The 16,931-nt window shown below is 73.6% G+C and carries 14 protein-coding genes; 5 read left to right on the top strand and 9 right to left on the bottom strand.

Annotation, left to right across the window (positions count from 1 at the left end; translation table 11 throughout):
- Positions 1-59 precede the first annotated feature (59 nt).
- The 5 genes from MON03_RS12470 to MON03_RS12490 are packed head-to-tail and all read left to right on the top strand — an operon-like array spanning position 60 to position 4,435.
- Positions 60-794, top strand: a complete 735-nt coding sequence (locus tag MON03_RS12470) for a DUF4129 domain-containing protein (protein WP_242088689.1) — start codon at positions 60-62, stop codon at positions 792-794.
- Complete coding sequence (locus MON03_RS12475) at positions 791-1,438, top strand: hypothetical protein (RefSeq protein ID WP_242088691.1); 648 nt, start codon at positions 791-793, stop codon at positions 1,436-1,438. Before MON03_RS12470 ends, MON03_RS12475 begins: the two co-directional genes overlap by 4 nt.
- Positions 1,435-2,559, top strand: a complete 1,125-nt coding sequence (locus tag MON03_RS12480; RefSeq protein WP_242088693.1) for an AAA family ATPase — start codon at positions 1,435-1,437, stop codon at positions 2,557-2,559. Before MON03_RS12475 ends, MON03_RS12480 begins: the two co-directional genes overlap by 4 nt.
- The gene (locus MON03_RS12485; RefSeq protein WP_242088695.1) at positions 2,556-3,902 is read left to right on the top strand and encodes a DUF58 domain-containing protein; all 1,347 of its coding nucleotides are present in this window, start codon (positions 2,556-2,558) and stop codon (positions 3,900-3,902) included. The genes MON03_RS12480 and MON03_RS12485 overlap by 4 nt, the downstream gene beginning before the upstream one ends.
- A complete protein-coding gene (locus MON03_RS12490) occupies positions 3,899-4,435 on the top strand; it encodes a hypothetical protein (protein ID WP_242088698.1) in 537 nt (178 codons plus the stop codon). The genes MON03_RS12485 and MON03_RS12490 overlap by 4 nt, the downstream gene beginning before the upstream one ends.
- 65 nt (positions 4,436-4,500) lie before the next feature.
- Here the strand turns inward: MON03_RS12490 and MON03_RS12495 are convergent, their stop codons facing one another.
- The 9 genes from MON03_RS12495 to MON03_RS12535 all read right to left on the bottom strand — a co-directional run bounded on the left by MON03_RS12495 (position 4,501) and on the right by MON03_RS12535 (position 16,536).
- Positions 4,501-5,499 carry an ABC transporter permease gene (locus tag MON03_RS12495; RefSeq protein ID WP_242088700.1) on the bottom strand — a complete coding sequence of 333 codons (999 nt, stop codon included), beginning with the start codon at positions 5,497-5,499 and terminating at the stop codon, positions 4,501-4,503.
- On the bottom strand, positions 5,496-6,434 hold the full coding sequence (locus tag MON03_RS12500) for an ABC transporter permease (RefSeq protein ID WP_175328131.1): 939 nt from the start codon (positions 6,432-6,434) through the stop codon (positions 5,496-5,498). The genes MON03_RS12495 and MON03_RS12500 overlap by 4 nt, the downstream gene beginning before the upstream one ends.
- The gene (locus MON03_RS12505) at positions 6,431-8,173 is read right to left on the bottom strand and encodes a dipeptide ABC transporter ATP-binding protein (RefSeq protein ID WP_242088702.1); all 1,743 of its coding nucleotides are present in this window, start codon (positions 8,171-8,173) and stop codon (positions 6,431-6,433) included. The genes MON03_RS12500 and MON03_RS12505 overlap by 4 nt, the downstream gene beginning before the upstream one ends.
- Positions 8,170-9,834 (bottom strand): ABC transporter substrate-binding protein, encoded by a 1,665-nt coding sequence (locus tag MON03_RS12510; RefSeq protein ID WP_242088704.1) that lies wholly within the window; start codon positions 9,832-9,834, stop codon positions 8,170-8,172. Before MON03_RS12510 ends, MON03_RS12505 begins: the two co-directional genes overlap by 4 nt.
- A 264-nt stretch (positions 9,835-10,098) precedes the next feature.
- The gene (locus MON03_RS12515) at positions 10,099-10,989 is read right to left on the bottom strand and encodes a cation-transporting ATPase (protein WP_242088706.1); all 891 of its coding nucleotides are present in this window, start codon (positions 10,987-10,989) and stop codon (positions 10,099-10,101) included.
- Positions 10,990-11,152: 163 nt separating this feature from the next.
- A complete protein-coding gene (locus MON03_RS12520; protein ID WP_242088708.1) occupies positions 11,153-12,412 on the bottom strand; it encodes a D-arabinono-1,4-lactone oxidase in 1,260 nt (419 codons plus the stop codon).
- 10 nt (positions 12,413-12,422) lie between these two features.
- On the bottom strand, positions 12,423-13,967 hold the full coding sequence (gene araA, locus MON03_RS12525; RefSeq protein ID WP_242088709.1) for an L-arabinose isomerase: 1,545 nt from the start codon (positions 13,965-13,967) through the stop codon (positions 12,423-12,425).
- Positions 13,964-14,674 carry an L-ribulose-5-phosphate 4-epimerase gene (locus tag MON03_RS12530; RefSeq protein WP_175328127.1) on the bottom strand — a complete coding sequence of 237 codons (711 nt, stop codon included), beginning with the start codon at positions 14,672-14,674 and terminating at the stop codon, positions 13,964-13,966. Before MON03_RS12530 ends, araA begins: the two co-directional genes overlap by 4 nt.
- On the bottom strand, positions 14,671-16,536 hold the full coding sequence (locus MON03_RS12535; RefSeq protein ID WP_242088710.1) for an FGGY-family carbohydrate kinase: 1,866 nt from the start codon (positions 16,534-16,536) through the stop codon (positions 14,671-14,673). Before MON03_RS12535 ends, MON03_RS12530 begins: the two co-directional genes overlap by 4 nt.
- Positions 16,537-16,931 lie beyond the last annotated feature (395 nt).

The following is a 16,931-nucleotide window of genomic DNA, read 5'->3' on the forward strand; positions in this document are numbered from 1 at the left end:
TCGTACCGGCAGCGACGGCACCCCTGTGGCGCGGGCTCGCCGCGGGGTAGCGTGACGCCATGGCCAACGACGACGGACCGCCTCGCCGCGGCATCCCGGTCGTCCCGGTCGTCACCTTCGTCCTCGGCACCCTCGTCGTCGTCGCTGCGGGCCTCGGCGCGCGACCGGTCCTGACGGGTGCCCGGTGGTCCCCCGCCGTCGGCGTGGCCACCGTGGCCCCGGAGCAGCCGCCCGCGTCGGTGCCCGCCACCGACGAGCCGCAACGGTTCGGCGCACAGGCAACGCAGCACGTCGACGTCACGTGGCTCCTCCCCGTCCTGGCGCTGGTCGTCCTCGTCGTCGCGGTCCTCGTGGTGCTCCACTTCCTCCGGAACCGGAACCGCCGCGACCGCCTCGGCCCGATCGACGTCGGCACGCTCGCAGCGGACGTGCTGTCCGAGCCCTCCACCGCGGTCGGACTGCAGCGGATCCGGCGCGGGATCGACCGCGCGCTCGCGGTGCTCGCCGAACCCCGCGACCCCTCGGACGCCGTCACCGCGGCGTGGCTCGGACTGCAGGAGTCCGCGGACGACGCCGGCTTCCGTCGGGGGCCGGCGGAGACCCCGACGGAGTTCACCACGCGGATCTTCCGGCAGCTCGACGTCGACGAGACCGCCCTCGGCACCCTGCGCCGGTGCTACCTCGCGGTGCGGTTCGGTGGCGTCCCCGCCACCGCCGCCGACGTCGACGCGGTGCGTGCCGCGCTCCGGACGCTGCAGCGGCAGTGGGCCGCCGTCCCGACGGGTCGGCCGTGAACCCCCGCGCCACCGTCGGCGTGGTCGTGTCCGCCGCGGTCGCGGCGGCCGTCGTGTGGTTCTTCGGGGTCGGCGTCGTGCAGTCCCTCGCCGTGGGCGGCGTCGTCGCCGCCGTCGGCCTGACCTGGACCGCGATCCGTGACGGTGTCCCCGCGACCTGGCCCGTGCCTCCCGTCCGGTCCGCACCCGGCGCCCGACGGGAGCTGTCCGAGACCGCGTGGGCGCTGCGGTCGCGCGGCGGTGTGCCGGAGCGGGCGCTGGCCCGCGCCCGCGCGGTCGCCCGGCACCGACTCCGGACGCTGCACCGTCTCGACCTCGACGAGCCGCACGACCGGGACGCGGCCGAAGCGCTCATGCCGGCCGCGGTCGTCACGGTCCTGCTGCGTGAACGGGGGCCCGAGCTCGACCTCGCGACGTTCGCGAACGTCCTCGGGGCAGTCGAAGCACTCGACGACACGGACAGCCGGACCCCCGGACGCGCCGCGGCCGAGACCGGCGACGACGCGAGCGTCCGGCCCCCCGGACGCGCCGCGGCCGAGACCGGCGACGACTCGAGTGTCCGGACCCCCAGCCGTCCCACCGACCCGAGCGTCCGGACCAGCAGCTGTCCCACCGACCCGACCGCGACCGAGAGGCAGCCGTGACCGCGACACCACCCGAGGCCCTGCCCCCGCTGACCGTCACCGACGTCGCCGCCCGGGCGCAGGAGGTCCTCGACACCGTCGGTGCCGTCGTCGTCGGGATGCGGGAGCCGCTCGCCCTGGCCTTCGCGAGCATCCTCGCCGGGGGCCACGTCCTGTTCGAGGACGTCCCCGGGCTCGGCAAGACCCTCGCGGCCCGGAGCCTCGCCGCCGCCTGCGGCCTCGACTTCCGGCGACTCCAGTGCACCCCCGACCTGCTCCCCGCCGACATCACCGGCTCGTTCGTCTACGCGCCGGCCACCGCCGAGTTCGTCTTCCGACCGGGCCCCGTCTTCACCGGGATGTTCCTCGCCGACGAGATCAACCGCACGTCTCCGAAGACGCAGTCGGCGCTGCTCGAGGCGATGGCGGAGGGGCAGGTCACCGTCGAGGGCGAGGGCTTCCCGCTCCCCCGCCCGTTCCACGTCGTCGCGACCTCCAACCCGATCGAGTACGAGGGCACGTACGCGCTCCCGGAAGCCCAGCTCGACCGCTTCATGGTCCGGCTGTCGGTCGGGTACCCGTCGCGCGAGAGCGAGCAGCGCGTGCTCCTCAACCGCGTCGGCCGGCGGCACGAGGTCGCCGAGGTCCCGGCGGTCATCGACGGCTCCGACCTGCTGCGGATGCAGGCGAACGTCGAGGGCGTGCACGTCGACGAGGACATCGCGCTGTACTGCGTCGACCTCGCGAGCGCGACACGGGCGCACCGCGACGTCCAGGTCGGCGCGTCGCCGCGCGGCGCGCAGGCGCTCATGCTCGTCGGTCGGGCGCGGGCGGTGATGGACGGACGCGACTTCGTCACGCCGGAGGACGTCAAGACCGCGGCGGTGGCGGTGCTCGCGCACCGGGTCTCGTTGACGCCGCAGGCGTGGGCGAACGGGGTGGACCCTGCGCAGATCGTGCGGGGCATCGTGGCGCAGGTGGCGGGACCGCCGGTGGTGGGCGTGGGCGGCGGGCGCGGTGGGTCGCCCGCGTCCGGCGGTCGCGGTGCGTCGGGCGCGGGCGGCGGGCGCGGTGGCTCGCCCGCGTCCGGCGGTCGCGGACTTCCCGGCGTTCCCGGCGTTCCCGGCCTGGAGGCGCGGTGAGCGTCCCCGACACGTCTCACGCCCGGCCCGGGGCCGGCTCCGACACCACGCCGGTCTGGGTCCGCAACCCCGCCCTCGTGTTCGGGCTCGCCGCGGGGGTGTTCCTCGCCGGCCTCGGCCTCGTCGCGGGGCGGCCGGAGCTCGCGGTCGTCGCGCTCCCCGCCCTCGTGACGGCCGGCTTCGGCGCACGTGGCCGCCGTTCCGGGCTGGGGATCGGCGGCGGAGCGCCCGTGCGGACGACGACCGAGCTCGCGCCGTCCGACTCGGGCCGCGGGGTCGGGTACCGGACCGAGGTCGCGGCGACGGACCCCGCCGAGGCGGTCGCCGTCGAGTTCCGGGTCGCGGGCGACCGACGCCACGTCGTCGTGGTGGACGCGCGGACGGCCACGCGGCTCTCCGGCACCGTACCGGTGACCCACTCCGGCCCGCAGGAGATCCTCCGCACGCACGTCTCGCTCCTCGGTCCGGGGGGCACCGCGCTCAGCGCCCCAGCTGCCGGCCCGGTGGCGTCGGCGGTGGTCCCGCCACCACACCTGCCGGTGCAGCACCTGCCGATGCCGCACCGGGTGACCGGCATCTCCGGCGCGCACGACTCCGCTCGTCCCGGTGACGGCGGCGAGTTCCGGGACGTCGCCGCCTTCACTCCCGGGGACCGACTCCGCAGGATCGACTGGCGACGCACCGCACGACGTGCCGAACGCCCCGGGGACCTCTACGTCCGGCGCACTTTCGCCACCGCGGACACACTGGTGGTGCTCGTCGTCGACGGACGTGACGACCTCGGCCCAGACGTCACCCGGTGGAGCGGTGCCCGGCACGGAGCGCACGAGACGACCTCGCTCGACCTCGCCCGCGAGGCCGCCCTCTCCCTGGCGACCGCGTACATCGGAGCCGGGGACCGGGTCGGCTTCCGTGCCCTGGGCGGTGCCGCGCGATCGGTCGAGCCGGGCGGCGGAACGCGTTACCTCGAACGGCTCCGGTCGACGATCGCCACGGTGACGCCCACCGGCGACGCAGACGGCCCCGCGCGGATGCCGCTCGTGCCGGCCGCATCGCTCGTGGTCGTCCTGTCCACGTTCCTCGACGACCAGCCGGCGACGATGGCGACGACCTGGGCGGCCACCGGACACCGGGTCGTCGCAGTGGACGTGCTCCCGACCCCGGACCTGCGCCGGGCCAGCAAACACGAGCGCCTCGCGTTCCGGTTGCTCGCACTCGAACGCGAGGACCGGCTCGCCGAGATGACCGCCACCGGTGTCGAGCGCATCAGCTGGCAGCGCGACGACGGCAGCTCCCCGGCCGTGCAGCTCCGGCTCCTCAGCCGTCCGCGGCGGGCCGGGTGAGCCTGCGTCCCCGAGCCGAGCGGACCGGCGCGCCCGCGATCGGCCGCGCGGTCCCGGCGTGGACGATCGGTGCGCTCGGCCTGGTCACGGGGATCCTCGGATCGGTCGTGGTCGTCGGGGCGAGCGGCTGGCTCGTCGTCGCGGTCCTCCTGGCCGTGGCCGCCGCGGTCCTGCCCCGCGGGCCGTTCGCCGCCCTGTTGGTCGTGCAGCTCGCGATCGCCGGGCTCGACCGGGCCGACGTCGCCGTGCTCGTCCTGGCGACGCACCTCGTCCTCGCGACGAGCCTGCTCTGGGCGTGGACGCCGCGCACCGCCCGGGTGCAGCTCCGGGCCCTGCTGCCCGCAGCGATCCGGTTCGTCGCCGTGCAGGTCGCCGTGCAGGCGGTCGCGTTCGTCGTGGTCGCCCTGTTCGGCGACGCCGGGCCGGTCGGTGGCGTCTGGCTGGCGGTCGCGGGGGCGGTGGCCCTGCTCGGGCTCGCGCTCGGCCTGGTCGTGCCGATGCTGCTCCGGACCGGGGAGGACACGGGGCGCTGAGCGCCCGGCACCGCACCAGCGGGGCGCTGAGCGCCCGGCACCGCACCAGCGCCGCGCTGAGCGCCCTACGCCCGGCGCCGCACCCGCGGGTCCACGAACGCGTACACGACGTCGACGATCACGTTCGCGACGACGATGAGCAGCGCCGAGAACAGCGTGAAGCCGACGACCACCTGCAGGTCGAGCGTGTGCACCGCGTCGATGAGCAGCGCACCGAGGCCCTGCATCGAGAACACCTTCTCGGTGATGACCGCGCCGCCGAGGAGCGACCCGAGGTCGAGCCCGAACAGCGTCACAACGGGCAGGATCGCCGTGCGGAGCCCGTGCCGCACCACGACCTGGCGTTCGGCCAGCCCCTTCGCGCGGGCGGTCCTGACGAAGTCCTGCGACATCGACTCGAGCATCTCGCCCCGGGTGAGCCGGGCGTAGATCGCCGCGCTGATGAAGGCGAGGACGCACCACGGCAGGATCAGGTGCGTGAACCAGCCGACCGGGTCGTCGGTGAACGCCACGTAGCCGCTCGTCGGCAGGATCCCCAGCACGAAGCCGAACAGCAGGATCGCCAGGAGGCCGACGAGGTACGACGGCGAGGAGACGCCGGCGACGGCCACGGTCATGACCGCACGGTCCACGAACGTACCGCGACGGAGGGCCGAGACCGTGCCGCCGACGACTCCGGCGACCAGCCACAGCAGGGCGGCACCGACGGCGATCGACGCCGTCACGGGCAGGCGCGACACGATGAGGTTCGTGACGCTGTCGTGCAGCTGGAACGAGTAGCCGAAGCACGGGGCGGCGCAGTGGATCACCGAGGCGCCGCTGCCGAACGTCCGGCCGGTGAAGATGCCCGCGAGGTACGCGCCGAACTGCGCGAACCAGGGCTTGTCGGTGCCGAGGAACGCCTGCACCTCGCGGAGGCGGTCCGGCGTGCAGGGCTTGTCGCAGATCGCCCGCGCGGGGTTCGTCGGCAGGAGCACGAACAGGGCGTAGGTGATCGCCGCGACGACGAGCAGCACGACGACGGCGCCGAGGACACGGATCGCGATGAAGCGCAGGGTGGTCACCGGGCACCTCCACGGGGGTCGAGGGCGTCGCGGAGCGCATCGCCGAGCACGTTGAACGCGAGGGTGATGAGGAACAGCGCGGCGCCGGGGAAGACGAGGTACATCGGGTCGGTCTGCACCCACCCGACCGCGTCGCCGATGCTGCGACCCCACGACGGCGTCGGCGGCGTGACGCCGACGGCGAGGAAGGAGAGCGCGGCCTCGGCGCCGATCATCGAGGGGATCGAGATCGTCGCGTAGACGGTGATCGTCGCGGCGAGGTTCGGCAGCAGCTGCGTCCGGATGACGTGCCACCGTCCGGCACCCATGGCCGTGGAGGCCACGACGTAGTTCCGGGTCACCAGCGAGAGCGTCTGGCCGCGGACGACCCGCGCGACGCTCGGCCAACCGAAGAACCCGATGACGAGGACGACGAGAACCGGCTTCGGGAACGACGTCGGCACGATCGCGGTCAGGGCGATCATGAACACGAGCGACGGGAACCCGAAGATGACGTCGACGATCCGGGACAGCACACGGTCGTACCAGCCGCCGAAGAACCCGGTGGTCACGCCGACGAGCACGCCGATGACGATCGACAGTGCGGTCGCGGCGAGCCCGATGCCGAGCGAGGTCCGCGCGCCGTAGGTCACGATCGCGAAGAGGTCGCGGCCGGTGAGCGGTTCGACGCCGAACCAGTGCGTCCCGCTCACGCCGCCGAGGGCACCGCGGGGCGCTCCGAAGTCGTTGAGCGCGTCGATGTGGTACTTGTACGGGTCCTGTCCGCTGACGGACGCGATGAGCGGCGCCGCGATCGCGACCACCACGAACACGGCGATGACGACGGCGGCGGCGACGGCCCAGCGGTCCTCCCGGACGCGGCGGACGACGGCACGGAACCCGGTGGTCCGACCGGCAGCCGCCGCGACGGGACGGTCGACGACGTTGGCGGTCACGAGGCCACCCCTTCCCACGCACGCCACGCCTCGCGCCGTTCGGCCTGTCGCACGGGGTCGGCGACGGGCGCGGCCGCGAGGAGCATGCGCGTGTAGTCCTGCTGCGGGTCGTCGAGCACGGCCTCGGTGCGGCCGCGCTCGACGATGCGGCCGTCGTTGAGCACGACGACCTCGTCGGCGAGCTGGCGGACGACGGCGAGGTCGTGGCTGACGAGCAGCATCCCGAACCCGAACTCGTCCTGCAGCGTGGCGAGCAGCTCGAGCACGGCCGCCTGCACCGTCACGTCGAGCGCGCTCGTCGGTTCGTCGGCGATCAGGACCGCGGGGCGCAGCGCGAGCGCCCGGGCGACCGCGACGCGCTGCCGCTGACCGCCGGACAGCTGGTGCGGGAAGCGTTCGGCCCACGACGGGTCGAGCTGCACGGCGCGGAGGAGTTCCTCGACACGTGCGCGTCGGTCCTCGGCGGACCGCGGGTCGTGCACGAGGAGCGGCTCCGCGATGCTCCACCCGATGGTCTGCCTCGGGTTGAGCGAGGACGCCGGGTCCTGGAAGACGATGCCGACGCGGCTCCGGAGCTCCCGCAGGCGCCTCCCCCGGGCGGTCCGGAGGTCGCTGCCGTCCACCTCGACGCTGCCCGCGACCACCGGGACGAGGCCGGCCAGGGCGCGACCGATGGTCGACTTGCCGGAGCCGGACTCCCCGACGAGGCCGAGGGTGCTGCCGGCGTGCAGTTCGAGGTCGATGCCGGCGACCGTCGGGTCGCCGCGTCGCGCGTAGCGCACGGCGACGTCGCGCAGCTGCGCGACCAGCGGACGGGAGGCGCGACTCGTCTCGGCGAGACTCGCTTCCGCCGGCCTGAGACTCGCGTCTGACGACACGGCTCGGGTCCCGGGGGCCGCGTCCTGTCGTCCAGGCCGAGTCTCGGGGTCCGCAGCCGGCGTGGCGGACGCGGGGCGGGCCTCCAGGGCGGGAACCGCGGCGAGGAGCTCGCGCGTGTAGTCCGCCTGCGGGTGCGCGAACACGTCGGCGACGCTCCCGCGTTCGACGGGGTCACCGCGGCGCATGACGAGGACCTCGTCCGCGACGTCCGCGACCACGCCCATGTCGTGCGTGATGAGCAGGACGGCGAGGGACCGCTCGCGGCCGAGCGTCCGGAGCAGGTCGAGGATGCCGGCCTGCACGGTGACGTCGAGCGCCGTGGTGGGTTCGTCCGCGATGAGCGCCACCGGGTCGCCTGCCAGCGACATCGCGATCATGGCGCGCTGCAGCTGACCGCCGGAGAGCTCGTGCGGGTAGGCCTTCCGGATCCGCTCCGGGTCGCGCAGGCCCGCGGACCGCAGCAGGTCGTCGATGCGTGCCGAGACGCCGGCGCGGTCGAGACCGGCGGGGTGCGCCCGCACCGCCTCGGCGATCTGGGTGCCGATCGTCAGGACGGGCGTGAAGGAGTTCATCGGCTCCTGGAACACCACGCCGATGCCGGCGCCGCGGACCGCACGGAGCCGCTCGGCGTCCGCACCGATCAGTTGCTCGCCGCGGAAGCGGGCACTCCCGGAGACGCGGGCCTCGGGAGGGAGCAGGCCGAGCAGGCTCATGGCCGACACCGACTTGCCCGACCCGGACTCCCCCACGAGGGCGAGCACCCGGCCGGGCGTCAGCGAGAACGAGACGTCACGGACGACGGGCTCCGCGTCGCCGAACGCGACGTGGAGCCCCTCGACCTCGAGCAGCGGTTCGGTCACTGCTTGAGCGAGACCTTGAGGTAGTTCGGGTACGCCGGGAAGTCCGCGATGCGGAAGTTCTCGACGTTCGAGCCGGCCAGGAAGGACTGCTTCGCGTAGATCAGGGGGACGACGGGCGCGTCCTCCATGATCTTCTCGTCGGCCTGGGCCCAGAGCTTCTCGGCGTCGGACCGGTTGATCGTCCCGGTGGCCTGCTCGATGAGCGAGTCGACCTCCGCGTTCTTGTAGTGCGACACGTTGTAGCCGCCGCCACCGATCTGCGAGGAGTCGTAGAGCGGCTGGATGTTCGCGTTCGCGCTCGGGAAGTCCGGCTGCCAGCTGAACAGCACCAGGTCGTAGTCGTTGCCGTTGGTGGCGTCGGTGTAGAACGAGTCGGAGTCCTCGGGCTTCAGGGTGACCGTGATCCCGGCACGCTTCAGCCCGGCCTGCAGGGCCTGGGACTCGGCGAGCGACGACGAGTCGTTCTGGGTGAGGAGGGTCAGCTTGAGGTCCTCCGCTCCGGCGGCCTCGAGCATCGACTTCGCCTTGTCGACGTCGCCCGAGGCGGACGTCTCGTAGAGGTCGTAGTCCTTTCGGCCCTCGATGCCGGGCGTGATGAGCGTCGAGGCGTAGGTGCCGGCGAGGGCACCGCCCGCCGCGATCCGGTACGACTTCTTGTCGACGGCGTACTGCAGGGCCTGACGGACCTGCTTGTCGGCGAGCTTGCCCTTCTGGGTGTTGATCGCCATGTACTGGATCGGGCCGGCCTTCGACGTCGCGAGACGGTCCTGCGCCGACGGGTTCGAGCGCACCTGGTTCAGTTCCGCCGCGCCGAGGTAGGTGGCGCCGAAGGAGTCCTTCGCGTCACCGTTGTCGGCGATGAGGGTCTGCGTGACGGTCGACGGGTCCTGGCTCTCCTTGAAGACGACCTTCGACGGGCCGGCGGTGCGGACCGAGTCGGTCTTCGCGCTCCAGTACTCGTTGCGGACGAGCGTGATCTGCGAGCCCTGGGTGTTCGACTGCACCTGGTACGGGCCGCTCGCGACGGGCTTCGCGTCGTACTCGCCCGTGTTCGTGCCCTTGCCGTCCGGCACCGGGGCGAACGCGGGCATCGACACGAGCCACGGCCAGTCGCCGTAGGCCGCGTTGAGCTTGAAGACGATGGTCTTGTCGTCCGGCGTCTCGATGCTGTCGAGCGTCTTGCCGTCGAACGGACCCTTGTACGAGTCGCCGCCGACCAGGAGCGACTTGTGGTAGCTCAGGCCACCGGTGAGCGTCGGCGCGAACGAGCGCTCGATCCCCCACTTGATGTCCTTCGTGGTGATCGGGGTGCCGTCCTGGAACTTCAGCCCGTCCTTGAGGTGGTACGTCCACGTCTTGCCGCCGTCGCTCGAGTCGCCGGTGTTCGTGGCGAGGTCCGGGACGACCTTCGCGACCTTGCCGGGCTCGACGTCCCATGCGGTCAGTCGGCGGAGGACGAGGCCGAGCGTGGTGATGTTGAGGTTCTGGCTCGTCGCCGGGTCGAGGTGGACCGCGGTCGACGTCGTCAGGATGTTGAGCGTGCCGCCCTTGGAGGTGCCGCTGGCGTCGTCCGACGAACCGCCGCCCGAGCACGCGCTGAGCGCGAGTGCTGCTGCGACGGCGACCGCCGCGGTGGTGATCAGGCGCGTGGGGCGTCTCATGACGGTGGTGCTCCTCGTGGGGTGTGGGATGGCGGACGACTGCGGGGGCAGACGTGTCGCGGACGGCGCCCGGGGCACCGGCGGCGTCCATCCTGGCACCGCGGGGCACGCCCGGCCCAATCTCGTCGCGCGGCGGACGTCGCACGACGTAACGGTCCAATCGTCGTGCTACGCCCGGGCATTCCCGATGCGCGCACATCGATCCGGATCCCTTGCTGGTGCGCAGCGCGGCGCGGAGAGCGGCGCCGGGTCTCGGCTCGCCGGTCAGCGGTCGAACAACCCCCCGAGGAAGTCGCCGCCCAGGTTCGACGCCTGCTCGCCGAGCCCGGACACCTGCTCCCCCAGCCCGCTCGCCTGCTCCCCCAGCCCGCTCGCCTGCTCGCCCAGCCCCGAGGCCTGCTCCCCGAAGCCGCCGAGCAGCTGCTCCCCCTCGCCCACGAGCCCCTCGGCACCCTCGGCCAGCCCGAGGTCACCGAACCCCGCGGCGATCCCCTCGAAGTCCACCCCGGAGCCGACGGCCTCCGCCAACACCGGCCCGGCCGCGGCACTCATGACCGCCGCACCCGCGACGGCGACCCCGAGCCCACCGATCGCCATCGCCCCGGCGCCGACCGCGGCACCGCCGGCGAACGCCCCGCCGCGACCGCCGAGGACCCGTCGGAGGAGTCCGGGCCGAGCGACCTCGCCACGGGTGGCCGCACGCGCCAGCCCGGCCGCGGAGTCGTCACGCAGGTGCTCGTTCGGCGGGAGCTCGGAGTTCAGCCGGTTGCGGACCTCCTGACGCTGCGCCGGGGTGAGCCGGGCGAACGCGTCGTGGTGGACCTGCTCGAGGCGCTCGGGCGGGGCGGTGCGCAGCAGGTAGTCGTACTTCGCGATGGCCACCCGGTCGGCGTCGACCGGACCGCGCTGCGCCGGAGACCCGCCGTCCGGCCGGCCCGGGTCGTGCTGCGGGTGGGTCTGCCGCGCAGGGGGCTGCTGACCCTGCCGGGTGCGGTCGTCCCCGGTGAGCTTGTCCGCCGCGGTCCGGACGACGTCGCGCCAGTCGGTCCCGCCCGCGGACGAGCCGCCGCTGGCAGCCCCGGACTGCCCGCGCTTCTGGAGCTGCTTGTCGATGACCTTCGAGGCCATCCCGAGGATGCGGTTGAGGTTCGCCATGACCCAACCTTTGTGATCCCACATGTGAGCACTCAGCATCGCCCCGGTGTGCCGGCCGCTGAACCCGTGCGAGACCCCTGTGAGCGCCCGACTCCGTCCGCCGCCCCGCCCCGCGAACCCGCTCCCGACACCGGGGCCGACCCGCCGCTGGGAGCCGGAGCCCTCAGCTCAGGATGCGCGCGAGGAAGGCGTTCCGGAAGCGCCCGGTCGGGTCGAGGTCACGAGCGAGCGCCGCGAAGTCGCCGAGGCGGGGGTACGCCTCGTGCAGTCGCTCGGCGGTCGCCACCGACACCTTGCCCCAGTGCGGCCGCGGGTCGAAGGGGGCCAGGGTCTCCTCGATGCGGTGCACCGCCGCCTCGACCGCCTCGGGTTCGCGGCGGAAGGTGAAGTGGATGCCGACCGACTGCCGCTCGGACGACGGGGCGAGCCAGGCGGAGTCGGCGGCGACCGTCCGGACCTCGGCCGCGATGAGCAGGGGCGCGAACACGGATGCGAGGGGACGCAGCGCCTCGAGCGCGGCGATCGCGTGCGACGCGGGGATCAGGTACTCGGCCTGGATCTCGGCACCGGTGGAGGGAGTGAACGACGACCGGAAGTGCGGCAGCCGCTCGGACCAGGGCCCGGGGACCCCGCCCTGCTCGGTGACGCCCGCGGTGTCGTTCTCGCCCGGGTGCACGGGGCCGTCGGCCGGCCGGGCGCCGAGCGCGACGAGGTCGACCTTCGGCGCGGGCTCGTCCGTGCGGTGCTTGACCCACACCTGACGGGCTCCTCGGTCGTCGAACGACGTGAAGAGCGACACCGAGTACGCGTCCGACACCACCGCGTCGAAGTGCCCCAGCACGGCGTCCCACGGCAGGTCGAGGTGGACCGTGGTGGCGACCTCGAACGACGGCTCGATCGCGAGCTCCACCGTGGTCACGATGCCGAGCGCGCCGAGTGCCACGCGGTGTGCGTCGAGGGCGCCGTCCGGCGTCGAGGCGTCGACCCGCGCCGTGTCCCCGGACGCCCGGACGACCTCGAGGCCGACCACGGCCTGCGCGAGCGACGGGTTGCGGACGCCGGAGCCGTGCGTACCGGTGGCGACCGCCCCGGCCGTGGAGATGTGCGGCAGGGACGCGAGGTTCGCGAGTGCCCAGCCACGGGCCTCCAGGCCGGCCGCGACCTGTGCGTGCGTCATGCCGGCCGCGACCCGGACCACCCGCCGGTCGGTGTCGACGTCGAGCACGGGCGGCAGCCCGGCGAGCGTCAGCTGCGCCCCGTCGGTGTCGGCGATCCGGTTGAAGGAGTGCTTCGAGCCGAGCGCCGTCAGGCGCGGCGTCGCCGCGACGATGCGCTGGACCTCGTCGACGGAGGTCGGCGTCAGCAGTTCGGTCGCCCCGTAGGTGACGTTCCCTGCCCAGTTGGTGCGCATCGTCGCGGTCACGGTCACGAGCCTAGAACCCCCGGTCGAGTCGGTGCCAGGTCTGCTGCAGGCGCAGCTCGTCGCGGAACCCGCGGGCCGTGGTGTGCTCGTCGATGACGAGGAACTCGGTACCGACCATCGTCGCGAAGTCCTCGACGACCTGCAGGCCGACAGCCGTCGTCATGACGGTGTGGTGGGCGGCGCCGGCAGTGAGCCAGGCCTCGGCCGCGACCGGGAACGAGGGGCGCGGCTCCCAGACCGCGCGGCCGACCGGCAAGTTGGGCAGCGCCGCCGTCGGCGGGACCACGTCGACGACGTTCGCGGTGAGGCGGAAGCCGTCACGGGTGTCGGACAGCGCGACCACGACGGCCTCGCCGGCGTCGGCGGTGAAGACCAGGCGCACCGGGTCGTCCTTGCCGCCGATCCCGAGCGGGTGGATCTCGAGCGTCGGCGTCGTGGTGGTGAGCGTCGGCGAGACCTCGAGCATGTGCGCGCCGAGGATCTTCTCGGCACCCGGGGTGAGGTCGTACGTGTAGTCCTCCATCAGCGATGCGCCACCGGGCAGCCCGGCGCCGGCGACGTTCATCGCGCGGACGAGGACGGCGGTCTTCCAGTCCCCCTCGGCGCCGAAGCCGTACCCGTCGGCCATGAGGCGCTGGACCGCGAGGCCGGGCAGCTGCTTGAGCGTCCCGAGGTCCTCGAAGTTCGTGGTGAACGCGGCGGACCCGTTCTGCGCGAGGAGGGCGCGGAGGCCGAGTTCGATGGCGGCGCCGTCGCGGAGCGCGGCGTGGCGGTCACCGCCGTCGCTGCGGAGCGACGGGTCCACGTCGTAGTCGCGCTCGTACGTCGCCACGAGCGCGTCGACCGCCGCCGTGTCCGCCGCTGCGGCGTCCACCGCCGCTGCCAGCTCGTTCACCGCCCAGGTGTTCACCTGCACGCCGAGCTCGATCTCCGCCTCGGTCTTGTCGCCCTCGGTGACGGCGACGTAGCGCATGTTGTCGCCGAAGCGGGTGAGCTTGAGCTCGCGGACGGCCGCGGCGCCCGCCGCGGCACGGGTCCAGTTCTGGATGCGAGCGACGACCCGCTCGTCGGACACGTGCCCGACCGCCGTGGCGTGGCGGACGCCGAGGCGGGCGAGGGCGTAGCCGAACTCGCGGTCGCCGTGCGCGGCCTGGTTGAGGTTCATGAAGTCGAAGTCGATGTCGCCCCAGGGCAGCGCGACGTTCGCCTGGGTGTGCAGGTGCAGCAGCGGCTTCGTGAGTGCCTGGAGCCCGCCGATCCACATCTTCGCGGGGCTGAACGTGTGCATCCAGGTCGTGACGCCGATGACCTTGTCGTCGGCGCTCGCCTCGATGAGGGCCCGGCGGATGCCGTCGGCGTCCTTGAGGACGGGCTTCCACACGAGCTTCACCGGCACGTGCGGCGCCAGCGTCTCGTGGACGGCCTTGCTCTGCTGCTCGACCTGACGCAGCGTCTCCTCGCCGTACAGCCCCTGGCTCCCCGTCAGGAACCAGACCTCGTAGCCCGCCAGTGTCTCAGCGGGGTCGACGACGTGCGTCGGTGTGTCGTGGGTCACTGGAGTGCTCCTTCGGGGGTCTGTCCGTAGACGTTCTGGTAGCGATCGAAGAGTCGATCGATGTTCTCCTGGGCGATCGGGACGAGCTCCCCGCCCTGCTTCGCGATGTGCACGGTGCGTGCGACGTCCTCGCACATCACCGCGGCCTTCACGGCGTCCTTCGCGTCGCGCCCGATCGTGAACACGCCGTGGTTCTGCATGAGGACGGCGCGCGAGCGGTGACCGCTCAGCGTCTCGACGATGCCGTGGCCGATCGAGTCGTCGCCGATGATCGCGAACGGCCCGACCGGGATCGGCCCGCCGAACTCGTCCGCCATCGCCGTGATGACGCACGGGATCGCCTCGGCGCGGGCCGCCCAGGCCGTCGCGTAGGTCGAGTGGGTGTGCACGACACCGCCGACCTCGGGCATGTTCCGGTAGACGTAGGCGTGCGCCGCGGTGTCGGAGGACGGGCCGTGCGCGTTGTCCCAGCCGTCGGCCGGCACGCCGTCCAGCGTGCAGACCACCTGGTTCTCGGGTCGGAGCTCGTCGCTCGACACCCCGCTCGGCTTGATCACGAAGAGGTCCGTGCCCGGCACCCGCTCGGAGACGTTGCCGCCGGTCCAGATGACGAGGCCGTAGCGGACGAGTTCGCCGTGCAGGGCGGCGACGCGGGCGCGGGTCGCCGCGACGGCGGCCCTCGTCTCGTCGGTGGTCTGGTCCGTCATGCGGTCGGCTCCTTCTCGGTGCGTGCGTCGTTCGCGGGGTCGGTCGGGTCGGCCGCGTCGGTCGGGTCGGCCGCGTCGGTCGGGTCGGCCGCGTCGGTCGGGTCGGCCGCGTCGATCGGGTCGGCCGCGTCGGTCGGGTCGGCCGCGCCGGTCGGGTCGGCCGCGTCGGTCGGGTCGGCCTGGAGGCGCGGCTCGGCTTGGTCGGTCGGGTCGGCCTGGTCGGTGGGTGCGGTGGTGCGGGTCGCCGATGCCGCCACGTCCTGCACGGGCAGGGCCGCGCGGAACCGGTCGAGGTAGCTCTGGAAGCCGGTGACGTCGTCCGGCTCCGGCTCGGCGACCTGGACGGCGTCCCCGCGGAAGACGGTGTCGGCGAGGAAGTCCTCGAGCGCCTGGTCGGTGTGCTCGAGGTAGGCCGCGAGGACCGCGATGCCCCACGCCCCGCCCTCGCCCGCGGTCTCCTCGAGGGCCACGGGGACCCGGAGCGCCGCCGCGAGGAGGCGCTGCGGCGTGCCGGGCGTGCGGAAGAGCCCACCGTGCGCCGTCATCCGGTCGACCCGGACGTGCTCACCGTGCAGGACGTCCATGCCGATCGCGAGGGTCGCGAAGGCACCGTGGACCTCGGAGCGGACGAGGTTGCCCAGGGTGAACCGGGCGCCGGGTGTGCGGAGCAGCAGGGGTCGGCCGTCCTCGACGTGGGTGACCGGCTCTCCGGCGAGGTAGTTGAAGGACAGCAGCCCGCCGGCGTCCGCATCGGCGGCGGCGGCCTCGTCGAGCAGGACCGCGTACACGTCGTCGACGTCGACGGTGGTGCCGCCGGTCCGGGTGCTCGCGGCGTCGGCGAACCGGCCGAACACCCGCGCCCAGGCGGCGATCTCGCTCGCGCCGTTGTTGCAGTGCACCATCGCCACGGCGTCACCGGCGGGGGTCGTGACGACGTCGAGTTCCTCGTGCGCGGTGGCCAGCGGCTGCTCGAGGACGACCATCGCGAAGATGCTCGTGCCGACGCTGACGTTGCCGGTGCGCGGTGCGACCGCGTTCGTGGCGACCATGCCCGTGCCCGCGTCGCCCTCCGGCGGGCAGAACGGGACGCCGGCGACGAGCGTGCCGGTCGGGTCGAGCCAAGCGGCGCCCTCGGGCGTGAGGGTGCCAGCGTCCTCGCCGGCGACGAGGACCTCGGGCAGGAGGGCGCGGAGGTCCGGCACGCGGTGGGCCACGAGGCCCTGCGCGGTCGCGAGCATCGCCTGGTCGTAGTCGCGGCGGCCCGGCTCGCCGGGGGCGCTCGGCGTCGGGGTGCTGTCGATCGGGAAGAGGCCGCTCGCGTCGCCGACCCCGAGGACGTCCCGGCCGGTGAGTCGGCGGTGCACGTGGCCCGCGAGGGTCGTGATGCCGGCGAGGTCGGCCACGTGCGGCTCGTCGTCGAGGACCGCCTGGTACAGGTGTGCGATCGACCAGCGGAGCGGGACGTTGAAGTCGAGTGCTGCGCTGAGTCGCTCGGCGGCCGGGCCGGTCGAGGTGTTCCGCCACGTCCGGAAGGGTACGAGCAACTCGCCGTCCGCGTCGAACGCGAGGTAGCCGTGCATCATCGCGGACACCCCGGCGGCGCGGAAGCTCGTCGGGCGGACGCCGTACTGCCGCTCGACGTCGGCGACGAGGTCGGCGTAGGCGGCGCGGACCCCGGTCTCGACGGCGTCGAGGGAGTACGTCCAGCGACCGTCGACGTACGCGTTCTCCCACTCGTGGGAGCCGCTCGCGACCGGGCGGAGGTCCTCGTCGACGAGGACGGCCTTGATGCGGGTCGAACCGAGCTCGATCCCGAGGGTGGTGCGGCCGTCCGCGACCTGCCGTGCGGCGTCGTCACCCATGTCGTCCTCCCAGACGTCGTCGTCTCGCGTGAGCGCTCACATCCTGGCACGTGAGCGCTCACTCGCGCAACGCGGCGCGCCCCGGGAGCGCGGGAGCCGGGGGTCGCGGGGCCGCGGGGGCCGGGTGCCGGGGGCGCGAGAGTCGGGTGTCGGGGACGCGGGGGCCGCGGTCGCACGACATGCCGCACGCCAGCGTCACGACCCGACACGTTTCGCAGCCAACCGCGACCACGCCCGACCCGCCCACACCCGCTGCCGGTCGGTCACGACACCCGCGCGAACCGCGCGAACCGCGCCGACGGTCACGACCCGTCGCTCGACCACGCCGAGAACGACACGACGTGACCGACCGCCGAACCCGAGCGGGCAGTCGTGACCCCTCCCGCACCCACACC

It is taken from the genome of Curtobacterium sp. DN_7.5, assembly GCF_022655355.1.
Lineage (GTDB): Bacteria > Actinomycetota > Actinomycetes > Actinomycetales > Microbacteriaceae > Curtobacterium > Curtobacterium luteum.